This is a genomic window from Robinsoniella sp. RHS, assembly GCF_001029355.1.
Classification (GTDB): domain Bacteria; phylum Bacillota; class Clostridia; order Lachnospirales; family Lachnospiraceae; genus Robinsoniella; species Robinsoniella peoriensis.
In genome coordinates, this window is the sequence record NZ_JNGB01000123.1 from 1 (window position 1) to 21,580 (window position 21,580).

Annotated in this window: 20 protein-coding genes; 18 read left to right on the plus strand and 2 right to left on the minus strand. The window is 42.1% G+C overall.

The window, feature by feature from the left end:
- From RHS_RS24890 to RHS_RS24910, 5 genes are all read left to right on the plus strand, one after another.
- On the plus strand, positions 1–374 hold a 374-nt coding region (locus tag RHS_RS24890; protein WP_047834699.1), incomplete at its 5' end, for a hypothetical protein.
- 11 nt (positions 375–385) lie between these two features.
- Complete coding sequence (locus RHS_RS24895; RefSeq protein ID WP_044289548.1) at positions 386–1,921, plus strand: amino acid adenylation domain-containing protein; 1,536 nt, start codon at positions 386–388, stop codon at positions 1,919–1,921.
- Positions 1,914–2,147: an acyl carrier protein gene (locus RHS_RS24900; protein ID WP_027295228.1), complete on the plus strand. Its 234-nt coding sequence runs from the start codon at positions 1,914–1,916 to the stop codon at positions 2,145–2,147. The genes RHS_RS24895 and RHS_RS24900 overlap by 8 nt, the downstream gene beginning before the upstream one ends.
- 12 nt (positions 2,148–2,159) lie before the next feature.
- A complete protein-coding gene (locus RHS_RS24905; RefSeq protein WP_047834700.1) occupies positions 2,160–3,749 on the plus strand; it encodes an MBOAT family protein in 1,590 nt (529 codons plus the stop codon).
- 57 nt (positions 3,750–3,806) lie between these two features.
- On the plus strand, positions 3,807–4,841 hold the full coding sequence (locus RHS_RS24910; RefSeq protein ID WP_047834701.1) for a hypothetical protein: 1,035 nt from the start codon (positions 3,807–3,809) through the stop codon (positions 4,839–4,841).
- Between the two features lie 89 nt (positions 4,842–4,930).
- Here RHS_RS24910 and RHS_RS24915 read toward each other — a convergent pair whose 3' ends face one another.
- Positions 4,931–5,872 (minus strand): LacI family DNA-binding transcriptional regulator, encoded by a 942-nt coding sequence (locus RHS_RS24915; RefSeq protein WP_395023522.1) that lies wholly within the window; start codon positions 5,870–5,872, stop codon positions 4,931–4,933.
- Here RHS_RS24915 and RHS_RS31930 point away from each other — a divergent pair.
- Positions 5,859–6,188, plus strand: a complete 330-nt coding sequence (locus RHS_RS31930) for a glycoside hydrolase family 9 protein (protein WP_138001804.1) — start codon at positions 5,859–5,861, stop codon at positions 6,186–6,188. The two genes, RHS_RS24915 and RHS_RS31930, sit on opposite strands and share 14 nt — an antisense overlap.
- 21 nt (positions 6,189–6,209) lie before the next feature.
- Positions 6,210–6,947 carry a 6-phosphogluconolactonase gene (locus RHS_RS24920; protein WP_044296412.1) on the plus strand — a complete coding sequence of 246 codons (738 nt, stop codon included), beginning with the start codon at positions 6,210–6,212 and terminating at the stop codon, positions 6,945–6,947.
- Between the two features lie 54 nt (positions 6,948–7,001).
- Here the strand turns inward: RHS_RS24920 and RHS_RS24925 are convergent, their stop codons facing one another.
- On the minus strand, positions 7,002–8,138 hold the full coding sequence (locus tag RHS_RS24925) for a DUF362 domain-containing protein (RefSeq protein ID WP_027295214.1): 1,137 nt from the start codon (positions 8,136–8,138) through the stop codon (positions 7,002–7,004).
- A gap of 319 nt (positions 8,139–8,457) precedes the next feature.
- Between RHS_RS24925 and RHS_RS24930 the strand changes: the two genes are divergently transcribed.
- The 11 genes from RHS_RS24930 (at position 8,458) to RHS_RS24975 (ending at position 21,416) form a co-directional block, all read left to right on the plus strand.
- On the plus strand, positions 8,458–9,441 hold the full coding sequence (locus RHS_RS24930) for a LacI family DNA-binding transcriptional regulator (RefSeq protein ID WP_047834702.1): 984 nt from the start codon (positions 8,458–8,460) through the stop codon (positions 9,439–9,441).
- A 22-nt stretch (positions 9,442–9,463) separates the two neighbouring features.
- A complete protein-coding gene (locus RHS_RS24935) occupies positions 9,464–10,846 on the plus strand; it encodes a 6-phospho-beta-glucosidase (protein WP_047834703.1) in 1,383 nt (460 codons plus the stop codon).
- A gap of 1 nt (position 10,847) precedes the next feature.
- The gene (locus tag RHS_RS24940; protein WP_047834704.1) at positions 10,848–11,756 is read left to right on the plus strand and encodes a carbohydrate kinase family protein; all 909 of its coding nucleotides are present in this window, start codon (positions 10,848–10,850) and stop codon (positions 11,754–11,756) included.
- 151 nt (positions 11,757–11,907) lie between these two features.
- Positions 11,908–12,999: a KamA family radical SAM protein gene (locus RHS_RS24945; protein WP_047834705.1), complete on the plus strand. Its 1,092-nt coding sequence runs from the start codon at positions 11,908–11,910 to the stop codon at positions 12,997–12,999.
- A gap of 340 nt (positions 13,000–13,339) precedes the next feature.
- Positions 13,340–15,193, plus strand: coding sequence for a sensor histidine kinase (locus tag RHS_RS24950; protein ID WP_044296408.1), 1,854 nt, complete (start codon positions 13,340–13,342; stop codon positions 15,191–15,193).
- Entirely contained in the window at positions 15,168–15,908 is a 741-nt protein-coding gene (locus RHS_RS24955) for a response regulator (RefSeq protein WP_027295208.1), read from the plus strand. Before RHS_RS24950 ends, RHS_RS24955 begins: the two co-directional genes overlap by 26 nt.
- Before the next feature lie 145 nt (positions 15,909–16,053).
- A complete protein-coding gene (locus RHS_RS24960; RefSeq protein WP_044289543.1) occupies positions 16,054–17,433 on the plus strand; it encodes an ABC transporter substrate-binding protein in 1,380 nt (459 codons plus the stop codon).
- A complete protein-coding gene (locus RHS_RS31935; RefSeq protein ID WP_255348105.1) occupies positions 17,417–17,542 on the plus strand; it encodes a hypothetical protein in 126 nt (41 codons plus the stop codon). The genes RHS_RS24960 and RHS_RS31935 overlap by 17 nt, the downstream gene beginning before the upstream one ends.
- Positions 17,508–18,401, plus strand: a complete 894-nt coding sequence (locus RHS_RS24965) for a carbohydrate ABC transporter permease (protein WP_044289541.1) — start codon at positions 17,508–17,510, stop codon at positions 18,399–18,401. Before RHS_RS31935 ends, RHS_RS24965 begins: the two co-directional genes overlap by 35 nt.
- 1 nt (position 18,402) lies before the next feature.
- Entirely contained in the window at positions 18,403–19,272 is an 870-nt protein-coding gene (locus tag RHS_RS24970) for a carbohydrate ABC transporter permease (RefSeq protein WP_242858563.1), read from the plus strand.
- Between the two features lie 146 nt (positions 19,273–19,418).
- A complete protein-coding gene (locus RHS_RS24975) occupies positions 19,419–21,416 on the plus strand; it encodes a TIM-barrel domain-containing protein (RefSeq protein ID WP_047834706.1) in 1,998 nt (665 codons plus the stop codon).
- Positions 21,417–21,580: the final 164 nt, after the last annotated feature.

Below are 21,580 nucleotides of genomic sequence, written 5' to 3' on the forward strand. Positions count from 1 at the left end.
TTGCAGTGTTGGGAGCATTATCCATTACCATGACGGCTTGTGGCTCCAATCCCCAGTCAACAGAAAATACCCCCAAATCGGAATCTTCAGCGGTGATCAGAGAAAGTGGGTCCAGGCAAAAGGAGACGCAGGCAAGTGAAAATAAGACAGGCGGCAACCAGTCGGAGAAAAAGCAGACCAGCGGCAATCAGTCAGAGAAAAAGCAGACCAGCGGGAATCAGCGGAATAAAATAAAGTCTAATAAAAGGCAGACAAATAAAATGCAAAGCGGGTCCGAAGAGAGCGGAATGTCGGAGAGCAAAGAGTCCGGACAAGCGGAGACGCAGACAGAGGGCGGAACCGAAAATACGCAAAACAATGAATTGGCGAAGTAGGAGAATTACTTGTGAGAGAAAAAAACATATTACAGCTTTTTGAAGAGTCTGCGGAGAAATTTTCCGCGAAAGAAGTTTTTGCAGATGAAGATGTGAGTATCTCTTATTGCGAATTAAAAGATCATGCAAGGAGAATAGGGAGCTGCCTTGGCAACTCCCACCTTCGAAATGCACCTGTCGCAATTTATCTGGACAGAAGCGTTAAGAGTATGGAGGCACTTCTGGGAGTTGTGTACAGCGGGAATTTTTATACCATGATTGATATTCAGATGCCAAAAGACAGACTAAAGTCCATATTGGAGAACCTGGAGCCTTTTGCCATATTAACGGACAAAGAGCATGAGGAAGCTGCCAGAGAACTTTTTCCTGAGGGAGCGGTTCTAATCTATGAGACAGCAGTGGAGCAGGAAATAAGCAGCTGGCTGTTAAAAGATATCAGAAGGGCTATGATCGAGACGGATCCGCTGTATGTGCTCTATACCTCAGGGTCTACCGGTGAGCCAAAAGGTGTGGTTGTAAATCATGCCAGCGTGATTGCCTATACAGATTGGGTAACTGAAACTTTCAGGATAAACTGCGACACTGTTTTTGGCAGCCAGACGCCTTTTTATTTTAGTATGTCGGTGCTGGATATTTTCAGTACCATAAGAAGCGGGGCTTCCATGCAGATTATTCCCCGGAAGCTCTTTTCATTTCCGATGCAGCTGCTGGAGTATTTAAGAGACAGAAAGGTAAATACCATTTACTGGGTTCCCTCTGCGCTCTGCCTGGTGGCTAACTGGAAGGCATTGGACTATATGCAGCTGCCGGACTTGAAAAAGGTGCTCTTTGCGGGAGAAGTTATGCCTATGAAGCAATTGAATATCTGGAGATCACACATGCCGGATATATTTTATGCAAACTTGTATGGACCAACGGAAATAACCGATATCTGCACCTATTATATTGTGGACCGGGATTTTGATGACGAGGAAGTACTTCCGATTGGAAAGGCATGCAATAACTGCGATATACTGATCCTGAATGAAGAAGGAGAAAGGGTTCCTTACGGTGAAGAAGGAGAACTTTGTGTCAGGGGACCGTTTCTGGCTAAGGGATATTACCGCAGCCCGGAAAAAACAAACAGAGTGTTTGTCCAGAACCCATGTAATGACAGGTATCCGGAACTGATTTATAAAACCGGTGATATTGTTAAGTATAATGAACTGGGAGAACTGATGTATGTATCCCGCAAAGATTTTCAGATTAAACATATGGGCTGCCGGATTGAACTGGGTGAGATAGAGGCGGCTGCAGGTTCTCTGGAAGATATAGATTATTGTGTATGTGTTTATGATGAAAATGAGAAAAAGATAGTATTGGTCTATAAAGGCAAAAATGTGGATCAGAAAACTATTATAAAAAAAATCAAAAACAAAGTGCCAGCCTATATGTGCCCCGGGCTTTATATTATGACAGAGAAGATGCCGGTAAACACAAATGGAAAAATAGACCGGAAGTGGCTGCAGAGAAATTATAAAAAATTAGGAGGCATATGCAATGGATGAAATATTAAAAATACTGGAAAAGATAAAACCCGGAGTAGATTTCAGCAAAGAGAATAATCTGATTGAGGACCATATTTTGGACTCATTTGAAATGATTCAGCTGGTGTCGGAAATCAGTGACATCTACCAGATCGATATTACCCCGGTAGATATCACCCCGGATAATTTCCGCTCTGCTACCTCCATTTATGCGTTTATTTTAGACCATCAGCCAGCCCGGATATAGCGAGGGGATTGTATGGCTTATAATACCTATACATATGTACTGCTGTTTCTGACAGGCACCGGCATCATTTATTATATCCTTCCCAAAAAAGTCAGATGGATTGCTTTGCTGGCAGCCAGTTACCTGTTTTACTTTCTGTCCAGTGCAAAACTAATGGGATTTTTAATGCTGTCTACGATTGTTGTATATGGTACAGGCATGATTCTGACCACTATGCAGGACGAGTACCGGGACCGTATGGCGGATGCTCCTTTGGCAGAACAGGCGGTTTTGCGCCTGCAGTTAAAGAAAAGGAAACGCCTGGCAGCAGCGTGTGCAATTTTGTTCAACCTGGGGATTCTGGCATTTTTAAAATACTATAACTTCTTTGCATTAAATGTCAATCATCTTTTACAGGGTTTACATATAAGCAGCCAAATGAAGGAGCTGAGACTTTTGCTTCCCCTTGGGATTTCCTTTTATACCCTGTCGGCAATCGGATATATCATTGATGTATACCGTGGCAAATACAGAGCGGATAAAAACCTGGGTCATCTGGCACTGTTTCTAAGCTTTTTTGGACAAATTGTGGAAGGGCCTATTATGCGCTACGATCAAATGTCGGATGAACTTTTAAAGGGGCATTCCTTTCAACCGAAAAACATATCATTTGGTGTACAGCGCATTGTATGGGGACTATTTAAGAAAATTGTGATTGCGGACCGCTTAAATCTGCTGGTAAACACCGTCTTTACCGCATACCCGGATTATACCGGAATTACAGTTGCGACGGCAGTTTTGTGCTATACCATTCAAATCTATTGTGAATTCTCCGGTTGTATGGATATGGTAACCGGAAGCGCGCAGCTCTTTGGCGTTAGTCTGCCCGAGAATTTTGAAAGACCGTTTTTTTCCAGAAATGTATCCGAGTTCTGGAGGCGCTGGCATATTACACTTGGAGCCTGGTTCCGGGATTATATATTTTATTCGGTATCCTTATCCAAACGGGTAATGCATCTTGGCAAATGGGGCAGGAATCATCTTTCCACGCATCTGGCTAAGCTGCTGCCTTCTGCCTGTGCCCTGTTTCCGGTGTGGCTCTGCAATGGATTATGGCATGGTGCCAGTTGGAAATACGTTTTTTACGGCATGTATTATTTTATGATTATTATGCTGGGGATGCTGGCTGAGCCTCTGTTTGAGAAGATTTGCAAAAGTCTTCATCTAAACCGTAAAAGCTGGGGATTTCAATTTTGGCAGATTTTAAGAACCTTCTTTTTAGTCAATATCGGTATGCTGTTTTTTCGGGCGGTGAGTCTGAAAGTGGGAATCAAAATGCTGTTCTCCATGTTTGGGGGATTTTCCCTGGCACCTCTCAGAGAAGGTGTTTTATTGAATCTGGGAATGGATAAGATGGACTATGCGGCAGTGGGTTTTGGGATTATAGTGGTATTTGCTGTAAGCTTTGCCCAGGAAATGGGACTAAATCTAAGAGAGTGGATTTCCAACAGGCATATTGTAGTCCGGTTTGTCATTTACTATGCAGCCGCCTTTTCGGTCCTGCTCTTGGGGGCTTACGGAATGGGCTATTCGCCGGTTGACTTTATCTATGCTCAGTTTTGAGTCTGCTTAAAAACTATGCCATAAATCTAAAGAGAAATAGCAGCAGGAGGAAACAAAATGAACTTCAATAAACGGACGATACTGAAAAGTGGATTTCTTTTCCTGTTGAAATTGGCTGTATTTCTGGGAATCGCCCTGGTACTTCTCACCGGCGCATCCCAGGTTTTGAAGCCAAAGGATAATACCCCTTCCAGCGGAATTAAAGAACCGGAGACACGCGCAGTATATACGGAACGGAAAAATTCCCTGGATGTAATAGCAATAGGCAACAGTGATATTTATGCAGCGTATACACCTATGCAGCTGTGGAAGGACTATGGTCTTGCATCTTATGTCTGCGGAGAACCAGGACAGCGTGTGTATGAGGCGTATTATCTGCTGAAATCAATACTGGAGTACCAGTCCCCCAAGGTGGTTATATTTGAAACGGATGAAATTTTTCAGAATGGAACGCCGGCAAAAGAACGGGAAAAAGTGATTTTTGCAGGGCTGGCAGATCAATTTCCGGTGTTTCAATATCATAACCGATGGAAAATTTTAAAACCGGAAGATTTCACGGGAAAAGTGAAGTATACGTTTGATAATTTCTGGAAAGGTTTCCGGTATACAGACCGTGTAGATCCTTATCTTGGCAAACGCTACATGCGTAAGAGAAAGAAAAAGACAAAAATAGACGGGATACCCCGATTTTATCTGGATAAGATTGTTTCTATGTGCAAAGAAAAGGGGATTAAACTTCTGTTTGTGGAAATCCCTTCTGCAAATTCATGGAATTATAAGAGGCATAATTCAGTAGCGGAATATGCAGAACAAAATGAGATTCCATTTCTGGATCTGAATAAGCCGGGGAAAGAGTATAAGGTTGACTGGGTATCCGATACCAGAGACAAAGGAGATCACATGAACTATAACGGCGCCAGGAAGGTGACGGCTTATCTGGGTAAATATCTGAAGGAAAACTATTTTTTGCCGGACAGGCGGGATGACTCTGCCTATTCAGGATGGAATGCAGATCTGCGTAAGTATGAAAAGGCGATACAGAGCGTAGGTATGTATAATATGGTAAACGGAAATAATAATAAAGGAATATAAAGCGGAAATAATAAACTGGATATTTACAAAAAGAGGCTTAAAAAACAGCCATACTTAGAAGATTTTTAACTTTCTGAGTATGGCTGTTTTTATTTAATTCGCTTGCCGCTGCTTTCCCGAATCACCAGTTCAGGAGAAAAGTCAGGCTCTTTGGGAGGTGCAGTGTTCTGAATAAGACTGAGCAATAAAGAAATTACATATATTCCCAGCCGTTCATTGTGCCGGTTCAGGCTTGTCAGGCGCGGTGTCAGAAAATTTCCGTCATAAAACTGGTCACAGCTGATCAGGGCCATATCATTTGGGACGGTAATACCGCAATCGGCAGCAGCCCGCAGTGCCCCTATGGATACATTATCATTCATTGCAAGTATAGCGGTTACTGTGGGAGCCTTATCAAGCAGCTGCCTGGCTGCATTATATCCATCAGACATATAGTAGTTAGAAGTGGATATAAGGGATGGGTCATCATCCAGACCCAGTGTCCGGACTGTCTCGTGATATACGTTGAGTCTGGATTCCGTGATATGCACACCGCGTTCTCCGCCAACAAATCCAATACGCCGGTGTCCAAGTGAAGCAAGATAGCGAATTGCAATAGATAAGCCTTTATCATTTTCCTTATTTATAAAGGTACAGGGAATCCCGGGGAGGGATCTTCCAATTACGATTACCGGTATGGAAGACGCCAGACGTCTCAGTGCGTCTCTGTAATCTTCACTGATTTCACATAAATCGATCTGCCCGCCGGCAATAATAACCCCATCTACCTTCTTATCCAGAATCATCTGAAAATATTTATCTTCTTTTTCCCGTTCCCCATCCGCATAGGAGGCAGCGGAAAAGGAAGTATTGCAGAGTATAACAGAATAGTTTGACTGATGTGCAGAACGTTCAATTTCGCTGAACAACGTGGAGAAATACGGATTAGTAATATCAGGAACGATAACGCCCAGAGTCTTTGTCTGACGGAGAATGAGTCCCTGTGCCAATGTATTGGGAGAATAGTGGTATTTTTTTATGACCGCTTCCACATCTCTTCTTGGGCACTATCTGCAGGATGAGGAACTGCTGCAGATAGGCAGAGAGCAGCTGTATTGGATTTTTGGAAAAAATCCTTTTGGACACTCCCTGATGTATGGCGCAGGCAGCCGGTATCCGGCACAGTATGCGATTTTTCCGGGGGAATGTGTAGGAGAACTTCCGGTGGGAATTGAAACCTTAGACAATGAAGATATTCCATACTGGCCCCAGGGCAATAATGCTACATATCGTGAAGTATGGACCTCATCTGCATGCCGCTGGCTCTGGCTTGCTGCAGATTATGCAGGTGGTAATAACTGTGATTAGAGAAAGGAAATAATAATTAAAATGAAAATAACAATAATGAAGACAGAACATGATTTTGATGTGGCAGCAGCCTGGAGAATTATTGGGCAGATGGTGTCAAAGCCAGATGCAGTGATTGGTTTATCAACAGGAGAAACGACAAAAAATATGCATCAGATTGTGAGCGATATCTATAAAAGTTATACTTTTGATACATCCGGTGTAACCGTATTCAATGTAGATGAACTGACAAATCTGGACCGCTCTTATCCAGGAAGTTGTTATACGATGATTTATGAACAGCTAGTAAAGAATTTGAACATTCCTGATGAGAATTTCATTATGCCGCCTACTTTTTCAGAAAATTTTGATCAGGAATGCCGGATTTTTGAACAGAGGATCAAACAGCGGGGTGGAGCCGATCTCCAGATGCTTGGAATTGGCTGGAATGGACATATAGGTATCAATCAGCCCGGAACACCTTTTGAACGCCAGACCTGGGTATCGCCTATGGACCCGGTATTTGAAGAACGGGTACGGAGGGAAACGAATGTGGCGCCGGATTATCCACTGGGCGGTTTGACCAGAGGAATTATAAACATTATGCAGACGCGTAATATCTGCTTAATTGCAAAAGGAGAGAGCAAAGCGGACATTATTGAGAAAGCAGTACTTGGACCGGTGACTACAGATATTCCGGCTTCTGTCGTACAACTGCACCCCAATTGTGAGATTCTTTTGGATGAGGCTGCTGCACAGAAGATCATAGGGAGAATTTAAGCAAAAAGAGGGTTGAAATCCAGAAAATTGGATATCAGCCCTAAATATATTTCATTATTTGATTGACACTAACCCTCTGCGTATATCAATTGCCTTTACCGGGCACATTTCGTGGCAGCAGTAACAGCGGATACAATTACGATAATAAATCTTAGCTTTTTTCGATTCAATATGAATTGTTTTCTGGGGACAGCTTTCCGCGCACTTACCGCACCCGATGCATTTTTCATTTATGATTACCGGTTTCGCAGAGAGGTAATGAAAAACAAAGGCACGGACGGGACGCCGTATTAATGGAGGCAGAAACGTTGTAAAATCAAGGGAGGATTCCCGGGGAACCCGGAAAGGTTCCTGCTTGGGGATTTCCCCTATCAGTTCAAGCTGATCAAAATCACCGCAGCATAATCCACGGGTAATGGATTCTTTTACGGTAAGTATGCTCTTGGGGTTTACGCCAATGATCTTACACAGGCAGTAATCCATGTCATAGGGATTGTCAGATGCCAGAATAAGTCCCGTCTCTCTCATGGTGCCCCCGGAAGGTCCGTTGCCTTCCATTGCCTGTATGGCATCCACCAGAATAAAGTCCGGTGAAACCGTTTCACAAAGATCGACCAGCATAGAACAAAAGGGTGTTTTTTCGGGGAACCTGGCATGATAAGCGGGTTTTGTAAGTCCGGGAATTGTTCCAAATAAATTTTTCACGGCTCCGCTTAAGCCGGTCATCGCATGGGTTTTTAGTTTGCAAATGTCAATGATAAAGTCTGCATCACAGACTGGTGTGATTATGGGAAACTGTTTTACTAGTTTCCCTTTTTTGTTCTCTATATTCCGGGAAGACGTATCCAGATTCAGAGTGATGCTGTGCCGTTCACAGATATCCGTCATGCCCGATGCGTGATAGATACCTTTTAATGCAGTAGCAGTGTAGGGACCGCCAGGGCTGTCAGCTATGGTTATTTTACTTATACCATTCTCTTTCAGCCATATGATAACGGCTTCAACAATGGATGGATGTGTGGTTGTAAATTCCTCCGGTGTTCTCTTCATCAGAAGATTTGGCTTTATCAGTACCTTTGTATCCGGGGACAGTTTTTTACCAAGGTTAAAACGTTCCATATGTTCATATACCGCTTTGTTTACAAGAGGCTGCTCGTAAGAACGGGTATTCGTAATACTTATTCTGGTCATGAGTGACTCCTTTCATAGCAATAGGACTTCCTATATTATGAAGATAATTGGGATATCTAATACGTTATTATATAGGATAGGGATCAGAAAAGAAAGGATTTTTGACGGCTTCGCCCCAGGCTTAATTTGTTTACTTGAAAATTAGGAAACAAAAAGGAAACAAATGAAACAAGATTGACTTTTAAATGAACTGGAATATAATAAGATTAACATCAAAAATGCAGTATTTATAAGAACATTAAACATACAACAGCTTAACTGATTGATGTGGACTTCAATAAAAAAAGAAGTAACAGCAGGAAACAAAAGGAGGATATAAATGACATTCACAGCAAGAGATGTGGCAAAAAAGGCAGGTGTTTCCCTGGCTACGGTATCCAGATATTTTAGCGGGGGAAAAGTGGTAAGCACAGAACTGGCAAGGAAGATTGAAGATGCTGCTGACAAGCTTGGATATGAACATAAAGGAAGACGGCATCGTAATTATGGTGTTATCGCAGTTTTAATCCCTGAGTTTCCCCTTGAGTTTTTTTCAGAGGTTATGCGGGAGATTGTGGATCAGATGCCAAGATACGATTACCGCATCGTTTTTATCCCGATTTTAGAGGGCAAAGATGATTACAAACAGTATTTTAACGAAATGAATATAGAAGGCGTTATCTATCTGGATGAAAATATCAGCGGGGATATTCTGAATTATATTGCTTCAAAAAAAATCAGAACTGTTATGTGCGGCGGGGCAACACTGGACAGGCGTCTGGGAATGGTACATATCAATGATCTTGCGGCAGGATATGAAGGAACCCGTTATTTGCTGGAACTTGGACATGAAAGGATACTGTTCCTGTCGGATCGCAACAGATCCATCAGTTCCGTTTTTCAGCGCCTTACCGGAGCTAAGCGGGCAATGGAAGAGAAGAATGTCCCTTTTGATGAAAAAAGTATGGTGTTGTTTGGCGGGGTTACCTATGATATGGGATACCGGCTTGCGAAACAGGCAGTAGAAAATGAAAGGGAATTTACAGCAATTTTTGCATTCAGCGATGAAATGGCAATTGGTGCGATGGCTGCACTAAAGGAATGCAAAGTGCAGGTTCCCGAAGACGTATCGGTACTGGGATTTGATGATATTACTGCGGCGGGAAGGGCAGTTCCGCCCCTTACCACTATTCACCAGCCTATCCGGCAGTTCGTAACAAAGTCACTGAATATGTTCTTGAATCTCTATGGGGAAGAAGAAAATATGGATATCACACTGCCTTTTGACATCGTGCAGAGAAATACCTGTCAAAAGAGACAGTAACTAAAAAATGGAGGAAACGAAGATGAGCAAAGCAGGAGCAAAAAAAATTACAGTAATAGGCGGAGGCGGTGTACGTTCTATGTTTCTGGCGAAAAGCCTGGTACAGCATGCCAAAAAACTGGGATTTACGGAAATTGTATTTATGGACAACAATGAAACAAAATTAAACATCTACGGAAAAATGGCGGCTCAGGTTGCAAAGAGGATTGACGATACGGTGAATTTTTCCCTGACATCGGACCCGGTGGAAGCTATTAAAGATGCAGATTATATTATTACTACCATACGTGTTGGGGAAGATGAAATGCGTATACAGGATGAGCGGACAGCACTGGCGCTGGGAATCCTGGGCCAGGAGACAACCGGAGCAGCAGGATTTTCTTTTGCAATGCGTTCTATTCCGGCATTGGTTGAATATTGTGAGCTGGCGAAGAAATACGCAAATCCCCGTGTAAAAATCTTCAACTTTACGAATCCGGCGGGGGTAGTGTCACAGACCTTGCGGGATATGGGGTTTGATTTTACTTATGGAATCTGCGATGCACCCAGCAGTCTGCTCCATTCCTTTGCACAGATGTACGGTGTAAGCCAGGATTCCATCACAGGAGAATGTTACGGATTAAACCATCTCTCATTTTTTAAGAGTATAAAACTGGATGGAAAAGAAATTATGCCGGAACTGCTTCAAAAAGATGAAATTTATGAAAACACAGAAATGCGGTTTTTTGATAAAGGCCTGGTTGAGCATGTGGGATGCATTTTAAATGAATATCTCTACTACTTCTACTACAGAGAAGAGGCAGTACAGAACATCTTAAATGCAAAAGTCACCAGAGGAGAAGTAATCCGGGATGTGAACATCCATATGACCGAAGAATTATCAAAGATGGATATTGAACATGATTTTGACGAATGCCTGAAGGTATTTGAAAAGTGGTATGGTTTAAGGGAAGCAGCCTACATGGCAAATGAGACCGGAATAGACAGTAAAAAACCTCCTTATCATTTTGATATTTATGCAAAAGACAGCGGCGGATATGCAGGTGTTGCACTGAAATTCATTGAATCGGAATTGGGAGAGGAAGAAAAAGAAATGATACTCTGTGTGCCGAATAACGGAGCAGTCAAAGGACTGGAGGATACCGATGTGGTAGAAATCAGCTGTACGATTAAAAACGGTAATTACTACCCCCACGAGATCGAACCGGACCGCATACCCATGGAAATGATACGCAGAGTCAAAATGTATGAACGCCTGGCTTCCGAAGCAATCAGGGAAAAGAGTATAGAAAAAGCAATTGACTGCCTGATGGTCCACCCGCTGGTTAACTCTTATACCTTTGCCAAAAAGTTAGCATATGAGTATATGAAAATAAATGAAGCATATATGAAAGGATGGAGCTGATATGGGATTTGCAGCAGGTGTGGGATATTTAAATCTGGATCTACTGTATCTGGGAGTGGGGTACCTTCCAGAAGAGGGAGAAGAGGTTTATGCAAAAAGTCTGGATATTCAGCTGGGCGGCGGTGTACCGGCGACCATGATTATATTGTCCAGGCTGGGAGTTGATTCTAAGATTGCAACTTTTCTGGGGGAAGATGTATTTTCCGGGTATGCAGCCAAACTGCTGGATGCCTGCGGAGTCTCCTATGCAAATTTATATCGTGGAAACGGAATTCCGGTAGCAGTAACATCCGTTATGATTACGGAAAGGGACCGGACTTTTATGTCAGCGCTGGACCGCGTGGACATTACACAGATAATCCAGGAAGAAACTTACCGGCAGCTGCAGGGGGCAAAAGTCATCGATATGCACGCGGGATTTCTGGATGCTTATAAACGGCTGAAGGCAGAGGGCGCCATTCTGGTTTTTGATGTGGGCTGGGATGAAGGACTGTCCACTCAGAAATACAAAGAGTATCTGGAGCTTGCAGATTTTTTTACACCAAACCAGAAAGAGGCATTAAAAATCACCGGAAAAGACAATGTAGAAGAAGCAGCTGTGGAACTGGGCAGGTTTTTTCCGGAGGTAATTATAAAACTGGACAGTGCAGGCTGTCTGTACTGGAAAAATGGAGAAAGCATTGTCATTCCACCGCTTCAAAACGTAAATAAAATTGATTCCACAGGTGCCGGAGACGCATTTATGGCTGGATTTATTTATGGGCTTTATCATGACTGCAGTGTAACAGACAGCATTATATATGGAAACGTAACAGGAGGAACCTGTGTGGAAGGAGTGGGCTGCCTGACAAAATATGTCAATGAAAAGGAACTGATGGAGAAGGCAAAAGAGATTAAAAAACTTCTGTAATGGCTCATTTTCATGCATATTCTGGCGCATTAAAATTGCGTTAAGACTTTTTATGCAAAAAAATGGATAAAAAATGGGATTTTTTGTAGGAAAATCCCAAAAAGTCTGTTATAATAGTTTACATAAAAATCTTAACATGGGGGTGCACAAAATGAACAATTGGAAGAAACTGTTAGAGAACAACATCACCACTGCAAAGGAATTAAAAGAAGTCCTTAAATTGTCTAATGAAGAAGTAATCAAAATGGAGGAAATATTGGAGCATTATCCGATGTCCGTGCCATTGTATTACTTTTCACTTATCCATGCAGATGATCCGGATGACCCAGTTCGAAAGATGTGCATCCCCAATATCCGAGAGACGGACCTGGGAGGAAGTTTTGATACCAGTGGGGAAGCAAGCAATACCGTAATCGTGGGAATGCAGCACAAATACAGGGAAACCGTACTGATTCTTTCTACAAACCAATGTGCCATGTATTGCAGGCATTGTTTCCGGAAACGGCTGGTGGGACTGTCGGATGAAGAAATTGCCAGTCATTTTGATGAGATGATACAATATATAAAAAATCATTCACAGATCAGCAATGTTTTAATATCCGGTGGAGACGCCTTTTTAAATGATGATGAAGTAATCGAGCAGTATCTATACAGTCTGAGCCGTATCGAACATATCGACTGCATCCGCTTTGGAACCAGAACACCAGTAACATTTCCGGACAGAATCTTAGAAGATCCTGATTTAATAAATATCTTACGCACTTATAGTGAAAAGAAACAAATCTATGTGGTGACACATTTCAATCATCCCAATGAAATTACAGAAAAATCAAAAGCAGCAGTAAGAAGTTTAATCGCTGCGGGAATCCTCGTCAGAAATCAGACTGTTTTAATAAAAGGGGTGAATGATCATCCCCAGACCCTGGGAACTCTTTTGAAAAATTTAACACGTATTGGCATAGTGCCCTATTACGTATTCCAATGCCGTCCCGTGACCGGAGTGAAGTCTCAGTTTCAGGTACCTTTAAAACGGGGCTGCGATATTGTAGATCAGGCAAAAAATATGCAAAATGGTCTGGGAAAATGTATTCGTTATATTTTATCCCATGAAACAGGAAAAATTGAGATTCTGGGAAGCCTGAATGCAGGGGAAGTGCTGTTTAAATATCACCAGGCAAAGGATGAGGAAGATTATGAACGAATCTTTACAAAGAAGATAGAGGAAGGGCAGTGCTGGCTTTAAGAAGCGGCAAAAATTATGGTATGAATGGAAGCGGGTATTGCCCGTTTTCCGGCATATCATAGAAGCATACGCTATCATACGAATTTGTTTCTGCAATCATATTTACTTTTGGAAAAATTTATATATAAAATCTAAAATTCTAAATTCAGTAATATCTATACCATTTCTGGCTATTTCTAAAAATAATCCCCAGTGCGCCGTAAATAGTTTAATTAAGTATTTGTTTAATTAAAAAACTATATTATTGTATCCCAATTTTTATGATGATATAATACTACCATACAGCCATATTTCCCAAGCTTTAAACTTTGAATGGAAATGACAGGAGGAGATGTTCACCATGAATATACGTAAAGTCTGTAAGCGGGTCCGGATATACTGCCGTTCTCATATGTGGTGCTCTTTTGCCGCCGCAATCTGTTTTGCCGTTTTGCTGGTAGTAGTTGTTATGCAGTATTATCTGAAAAATGAATATTTAAAATATCTGATTGACAGCACGTATGACACTGAAAAAATGTTATTGTCATCCGTAAATCAGAATATTAAAAATCAAATGGATGATTTTATTAAGATAGGTTCTGAAATAGCAGTGGATGATACAAATGCAGATCTGATCAATGAATATAGCACCAATCCCGAGAATATCGCCCGCAATACCAAAGACCTGAAGAATCTACTGGCTAATTATGCGCGATATTCCCAGTATATTGCGGCAATTGCAATTGCGTCAAAAGATGGACTGGTTTACCAGTATGAACGTAATGAAAATACCATTAATGTAGTGAATATCTGGAATGACAAGAATAACAATATTCTGGTTGATACTTTCATAGAGGTAAATGAGATTTCAAAAAGTATGGCATTGCCCAGGTATCAGGTAATTACCAAGCCCAGCGAACATCCGGGTGATGCGTCTAAGCAGTTTATGCATATTGCATATCCGGTACGGGGAAAGCACTTTTATCAGGACATCGAATACATAATGATTGTAACTTTTAAAAGGGATGTATTGGACAACCTGATTGGGCAGTTGAGCGGGAGCAAGGATGATGTGGCACAGGGATTTATTTCTGATAAGTCAGGGGAAATATTCTATCATACCAACAGTCAGAACAATGGGAAGAAAATGGACGATTATATAAAAGAGGAACATTTGACAGACTTAAGCAAGCCGATCGGTGTCTTTGACTGGAATTTGAACATTGCAATTAATAAGAATGCGCTTCAGGCAAAGGTAAACGAAATGTATACCAGAGCGATTGCCCTTTACGCCCTTGTTATTATAGGTATTTTATTGATTCTGTTCTGGGTGACACAAAGAATTCTAAAGCCGGTGGATACTATTAACCGCTCCATTAAAAATGTAAAGAAGGGAAATATGCAGGAGCGTATTGAAATTAAGGGGACACATGAAATCTGGCAGCTGGCAAATGAATATAATGAGATGATGCATGCCATCCGGAAAATGAACCGTCAGGTAGAAGGACAGCATCTGGAAGTTGTGGAATCCCTGAAAATGAAGCAGAGGGCGGAGCGGGAAGCCCTGGAGTCCCAGATCAACGCACATTTTATCTGTAATACCTTGAATGCTATTAACTATGAGGCAATCGAAAGTGGAAATTATAAGGTCTCCACCCTGCTGAAAAAACTGTCTAATATTTTACGCTATACTTTTGACCAAAAGCACCAGAATGTCTATATGTATCAGGAAATTACATGGATTGAGCAATATCTGTATCTGCAGAAGGAACGGCTTGAAAATGTATTTGATTATAGCATTGAATTTAATCATGAGTATGATCAGTGGCCCTGCAGGAAGCTGATGCTTCAGCCTTTTGTGGAAAATTCCATACTGCATGGGTTTGAAGGCAGAGAGGAAGGGGGGATGATCCATATCACAGGCACCGGAATGGGAGAATACCTTTGTTTGTCAATAGAAGATAATGGTATGGGGATGACCCGGGAAAGGGAACAAATCATTCAGGAAGTGCTGTCTAATCCGGTGATCTCAAAAGAAAAAGAGGTGGGGATTGGAATATCCAATGTAGTGACCCGGATGAAAATGTATTATGGAAGCAAGCTTCAGGTTTCCCTTGAGACATCTTACGGGAAAGGATGCAGATTTACATTTTTAATTCCAAGACCATACAGTATACAGGAGGTAGCTTATGAAGATTATGATTGTAGAAGATGAGCAAAGGGCAAGAAGAGGATTACGGAATCTCATTACCACCATATCGGATGAATATGAGATTGTGGCGGAAGCCTCAGATGGAAAACAGGCACTGGAGCTGATACATATTTTGAAGCCCGAAATCGTATTTACCGATCTCAAAATGCCCTATATGGATGGATTATCCCTGATAAGGGCTGTTCATGCGATGGAAATTTCCACACAGTTTGTAATTATAAGTGCCTATGAAGAATTTGACGTAGCCAGGCAGGCAATTTCACTTGAAGTACAGGATTATCTGATTAAACCGGTAACTTATGAGGATGTAGAAGAACTACTGGTACGCCTTTCCAAAAAGGAGAAGCTGTATCTGGAAGACGGGATTAAAGATCTGCAGAAAAAATATCCGGGAGCCCATCCCCTGGTTATAAAAGCGTTAAATATAATTGAAAAGAGTTACTCTGCGAAAATCAGCCAAAAAGATCTGGCGGAAGACCTGGGTATGACCCAGGAATATTTTTGCTATCTCTTTAATAAAGAAATCGGAGTAACATTTTCGAAATTTCTAAAGCACTACCGGATTGAAGTTGCAAAGGGACTTTTGGTAAATAAGGGAATACCAAAAGAAGAAGTGCCATACCATGTGGGTTTTTCTGATCCGAAGTATTTCAGCAAAGTATTTCGTGAGGTTGAGGGCATCAGTGCTGCTGAATTTTTGAAAGTAAATGCGAAATAAAATAAAACTAATTCTTAAAATTTTCCTCCAATCTTAAAATTGTATCTTAAAATTGTATCCGTTATCTTAAAATATTAAGTTTATCATTTAAACTAATATTATTATAATGAATACATCTTAAATACGAAAAAGGAGGAAACAAACTATGAAAAAGAGGTATCAGAGATTGGCTGCGGCAGCTTTGGCGGGAATGATGATAACAGGCCTTGTAAGCGGGTGCGGCAGTTCTTCATCCGGAAGTTCCGCTACGGAAAAAGGCACAGATCCGGCTGCGGCTGCCCAGACCACAGAAGCCGGAGGAGAGACAACGGCACCGGATACAGCAGCAGGGGATAGTAAACCGGCATCGAACGGAGGAAAAGAAGTTACTTTATGGCACTATTTTGAACATGAAGCACCGATACTGGAAAAAATGGTGGAAGAATACAACTCCATGCAGAGTGATATTAATATTGTATGTACGTATATTTCCCGTGAAGAGCTGATGAAACAGTACACCATAGGTGCTGTATCAGGAGAACTTCCGGATATCGGAATGGTAGATTCACCGGATATGGCTTCTTACATTTCTTTGGGCGTATTTGAAGATATTACAGATCAAATGAAGGACTGGAAGGATTTAGAACAGTTTTATCCAGGACCCCTCAGCAGCTGTAAGGATGCGGACGGTAATATTTATGGGATACCCAATAACTCCAACTGTCTGGCAATCGCTTATAATGCGGACATGCTGAAAGCAGCCGGTTTTGATAAAGCACCGGAGACCTGGGATGAGTTTGAAGAGGTATGTGCCAAAACTACGAATGCAGCAGACGGTGTATATGGTTTTGCTATGTCAGCAATTGGTACCGAGGAGGGAACGTTCCAGTTTATTCCATGGCTGTACTCTGCAGGAGCTGACGTAGCATCCACAGATTCACCGGAAGCTGCCCGGGCTTTAGACTACCTGGCGGGGTTAGTAAACAAAGGCTATATGAGTAAGGAAGTTGTAAACTGGTCTCAGTCTGATTCTTATAATGCGTTTTGTGCAGGAAAAGCAGCGATGCTGGAATCCGGTACATGGCAGCTGGCACAGTTTGATGAAGGGATCAAAGGTGCATTTGAGTACAAGATCGCACTGCTTCCAAAAGATAAGAAGTTTGCATCCGTCATCGGGGGTGAGAACTTTGGCGTTTGCGCCGGAAGTGAAGCAAAAGAAGCCTGCGTTACATTCTTAAAATGGATGACCAGCGCAAAGAACAATGCAGCCTGGTGCGAAGGTGCAGGCAAATTCCCGGTTCGTGAAGATTCCGTCGCACTGAATACCACATGGTCAGATGACGAAAGATTTGCAGTTTTCAGTGATGAAATGAACTATGCGGTAGCAAGAGGCCCTCACGAGTCATGGCCTACAATATCAGAAGCTTTATATACGGCAGAACAGTCAGCACTGCTTGGTAATAAAACCGGCGAAGAAGCTATGAAAGAAGCAGCAGCAGTAATTAATCCGATCCTACAGGAGACTCCCATTGCAGTACAGGAATAAGAAATTCGGGAGGGCAATGATACAGGACGGGCGTGAAATCGCCCGTCCTGATATAGAAAGGATGTGGATTATTTATGAAAATGAGTATGGCAAAGAAGAAACGATTTGAAGGATATACTTTTATACTGCCTGGATTTCTCTATATGATTCTGATTTTGGGATATCCCCTGATTTATAACTTTATACTCAGCTTTAAAAATACGAATATTAAAAACTTTAAGTCAGGGGCATCCGTATTTGTAGGATTACAGAATTATATGCAGTTATTTCAGGATTCGACTTTCCAGCTGGTAATTCGGAATACCTTTATTTTTACCATCGCGTGTCTGGTGGTACAGTTTACCATAGGTTTTCTGTTTGCAATGTTCTTTTCTAAAAAGTTTACCTTTGCAGGACCGATTCGTGGACTTGTTTTAATTGGCTATATGATGCCAATGTCCGTTACCGCACTGCTTGGTAAAAATATGTTTGGCGTAACAGAGGGTGTAATCAATAATTTATTAATGAAACTGGGAGTGATACATACTCCGGTAGAGTGGCTGGTAAGCACCAGTACCGCTTTGATCGCGGTTATAGCCGTTAACTGCTGGGTTGGAATTCCATTTAACATGCTTCTTTTAACCTCCGGACTTACGGGAATATCGGACGATATTTATGAAAGTGCTTCCATGGATGGTGCAAACAAACTTCAGCGTTTTCTGCATATAACGCTGCCGCTTATGAAACCGGCTATCTTGTCTGTACTGATGCTGGGCTTCATCTATACTTTTAAGGCATTTGACTTAATGTTTGTTATGACGGCGGGAGGTCCATTAAATTCCACTGATGTACTGGGAACCTATTCCTATACGCTGTCGTTTACGCAGTATGAATTCTCCAAAGGGGCCGCATCGGCTATGATACTGTTCTGCTGTTTATTTATCATTGGATTGTTCTACCTGAGACTCACTGCAAAGGAGGACGATTAGTATGAATGAAAAGATGAAGGCAAGGGGATTCCAAATTTTTCGTTATAAATCAGTAAGGGTTAATGCAATATACTGCATCATCTCTGTGCTGATAGCAATTGTTTTTCTGTTTCCCATTTACTGGCTGATCAGTATGTCCTTTAAGACAGACATGGAGTCTTTTGGAAAACTGGTGACCTATTATCCCCATCAGTTTACTTTTGATCCATGGCTTCAGAATTTGCAGGATAAGGATTTTCTGGTATCGCTGAAAAACAGTGCCTGCATTGCAGTCTGTGCCATGTGTATTTCCCTGGTATTCGGTGTACCTGCAGCTTATGGAATGGGCCGGTATAAGGTTCCGGGTCAGAAAGGATTCCTGCTGACCTTTTTAGTTACCCAGATGCTTCCGGCATCCCTGATGCTGACACCAATGTACCTTATCTTTAATAAGATTGGATTACTGGGGACTTATATTGGACCGGCACTTGCGATTGCATCGGGTACCGTACCTTTTATTATTGTTACTCTAAGGCCATATTTTAAATCCATTCCCACCTCACTGGATGATGCTGCACGTATTGACGGATGCGGTGTGTATAAATCTTTTTTCAAGATCATGCTGCCGGCTATCAAGACCGGTATCATAACGGTTGTAGTTATTTCTTTCTTAAATGGATGGAATGATCTGGCGTACTCAATGACCTTTAATGTAAAACCTGAAATGAGGCCGTTGACTGCAAATATTTATAAATTCCAGAGTAAGTATGGAACAAAATGGAATTGTATTATGGCATATGGTGCCATCCTTGTTCTTCCGGTTGTCATTATTTTTGTTTTTTTACAGAAATATATTGTTGGCGGTCTGACTGCCGGGGCAGTAAAAGAATAGGTGAAAGAATGCGGGACTGCGATATACGAGAGGTATACGGTTGAGAGAAAATTATGATATAGAAAGGATGCCACGGTGTAATTCTTTCAGCCTGTTTTAATGTGGCAGTATTGCAGGCAAGCCTGCAATATGCAATGGGTATAAATATGATTAAATGTTTGGGAAATAAAATATTGAGACGTTTTGATAAGGAGTTACTATGTATTGAACCTTGGGGGGAAAATAGTTTTCGTGTCCGTGCCACACAGCGTCATGAGTTTCTTACAGAGGATAACGGGGCATTACTGGATCCGGCAGTATGTGAGAGTAAGGTATATAAGGAGAATGGAGATAATGTTCTGGTAAATGGCAAACTCCGCTGTGAAATTACACCCACCGGCAAACTGCGTTTTAAAAATAATAAGGGGGAACTTTTACTGGAAGAATATGAGCGGATCCGGGAAGAAGTCCAGGGGCGGAAGGAGTTCAACAGTGCCCTTGAAATTGTACCTAGAACCTTTGAACCCCATCCCAATACCGATAACTATCGTCTGATGGTACGGTTTGAGCCAAATGAAGGGGAGAAGCTATATGGCTGTGGGCAATATCAGCAGCCATATCTGGATGTGAAGGGCTGTACGCTGGAACTGGCTCACCGCAATTCCCAGGCAAGCATCCCCTTTGTACTTTCTAATAAAGGATATGGAATGCTTTGGAATAATCCGGCAATCGGCTATGTTACGTTTGGTAAAAATGTGACGGAGTGGACCGCTCATTCAACCAGGCAGATGGATTACTGGATCACTGCCGGAGATTCCCCGTCAGAAATAGAAGAAGCTTATGCTAATGCCACGGGCAAAGTTCCGATGATGCCGGAATATGGAATGGGATTCTGGCAGTGCAAACTGCGGTATCAGACCCAGGATGAAATTATGGAGGTAGCCAGGGAGTATAAAAGGCGGGGGCTGCCAATATCGGTCATTGTAGTAGATTTCTTCCATTGGCCCAATCAGGGGGACTGGAAGTTTGATCTGGATTATTGGCCGGATCCCAAGAAAATGGTGGACGAGTTAAAAGAAATGGGTATTGAGCTGATGGTCTCTATCTGGCCTACGGTTGATGCACAGAGTGAAAATTATAAAGAGATGGAAGAGTTGGGATATCTGACACGCTCGGAATATGGGAAGCGGATTGGCCAGCTGGGAGATGCATGTGTCATTGATCCGACAAATCCGGAAGCCAGAGCCTATGTGTGGAATAAAATCCGTCAGAACTATTATGATCTGGGAATTAAAATTTTCTGGCTGGATGAGGCAGAACCTGAATTTACCGGATATGAGTACAGCCACTACCGCTATTTTAAAGGGGCAGATATGGAAGTGGGAAACATCTATCCCAGAGAATATGCCAAAATGGCATATGAGGGAATGGAAGCAGAGGGACAGGAAAATATCGTAAACCTGCTGCGCTGTGCCTGGGCAGGGTCTCAGAAATACGGAGCACTGGTGTGGTCCGGGGATATTGATTCGTCTTTTCGCTCTATGCGGAACCAGCTTGCAGCCGGGCTGAATATGGGATTATCAGGAATTCCCTGGTGGACGACAGATATCGGAGGATTCCATGGAGGAAACATTCAGGATGATAAATTCAAAGAGTGTCTGATCCGATGGTTTGAATTTGGAGCATTTTGTCCTGTATTTCGTCTGCATGGTTTCCGTGAACCCTTTAAGGAGGCGCTTGGAACAACCGGAGGCGGTAAACACATCAGCGGAGCAGAAAATGAAGTCTGGTCTTATGGGGAAGAGGTTCTGTCAGTCTGTACAAAGTATATGGAGCTGAGAGAAAAGATGAAGCCCTATATTACAAGGATCATGAAGGAAGCTCATGAAAAAGGAACACCGGTGATGCGTCCATTATTTTACGATTTCCCACAGGACAATAAATGCTGGGACACAGAGGACGAGTATATGTTTGGCCCGGATCTTCTGGTAGCACCGGTACTATATGAAAATGAAAGGCAGCGCAAGGTATATCTGCCTGATGGTAAGTGGCGGAATATTCATGACAATAAAGAGTATCAGGGTGGGCAGGAAATCAATGTAAATGCACCGATTGATGAGATACCTGTATTTGTCCGGGAGGGATCACTGGAAGAAATCTGTTAGTATTTAAGTGTAATAAATATTCTCTTACATGCAGTCATACGGTGCAGCAGGCATAATCAGAATTTGATGAGGAGGTAAAGTATGAAAAAAGACGTGGGTAAGAAACGGCTATTTGATTTTGGAGGCGGCTATACAGGGATCATGGGAAAGATTTTTTGATTTAC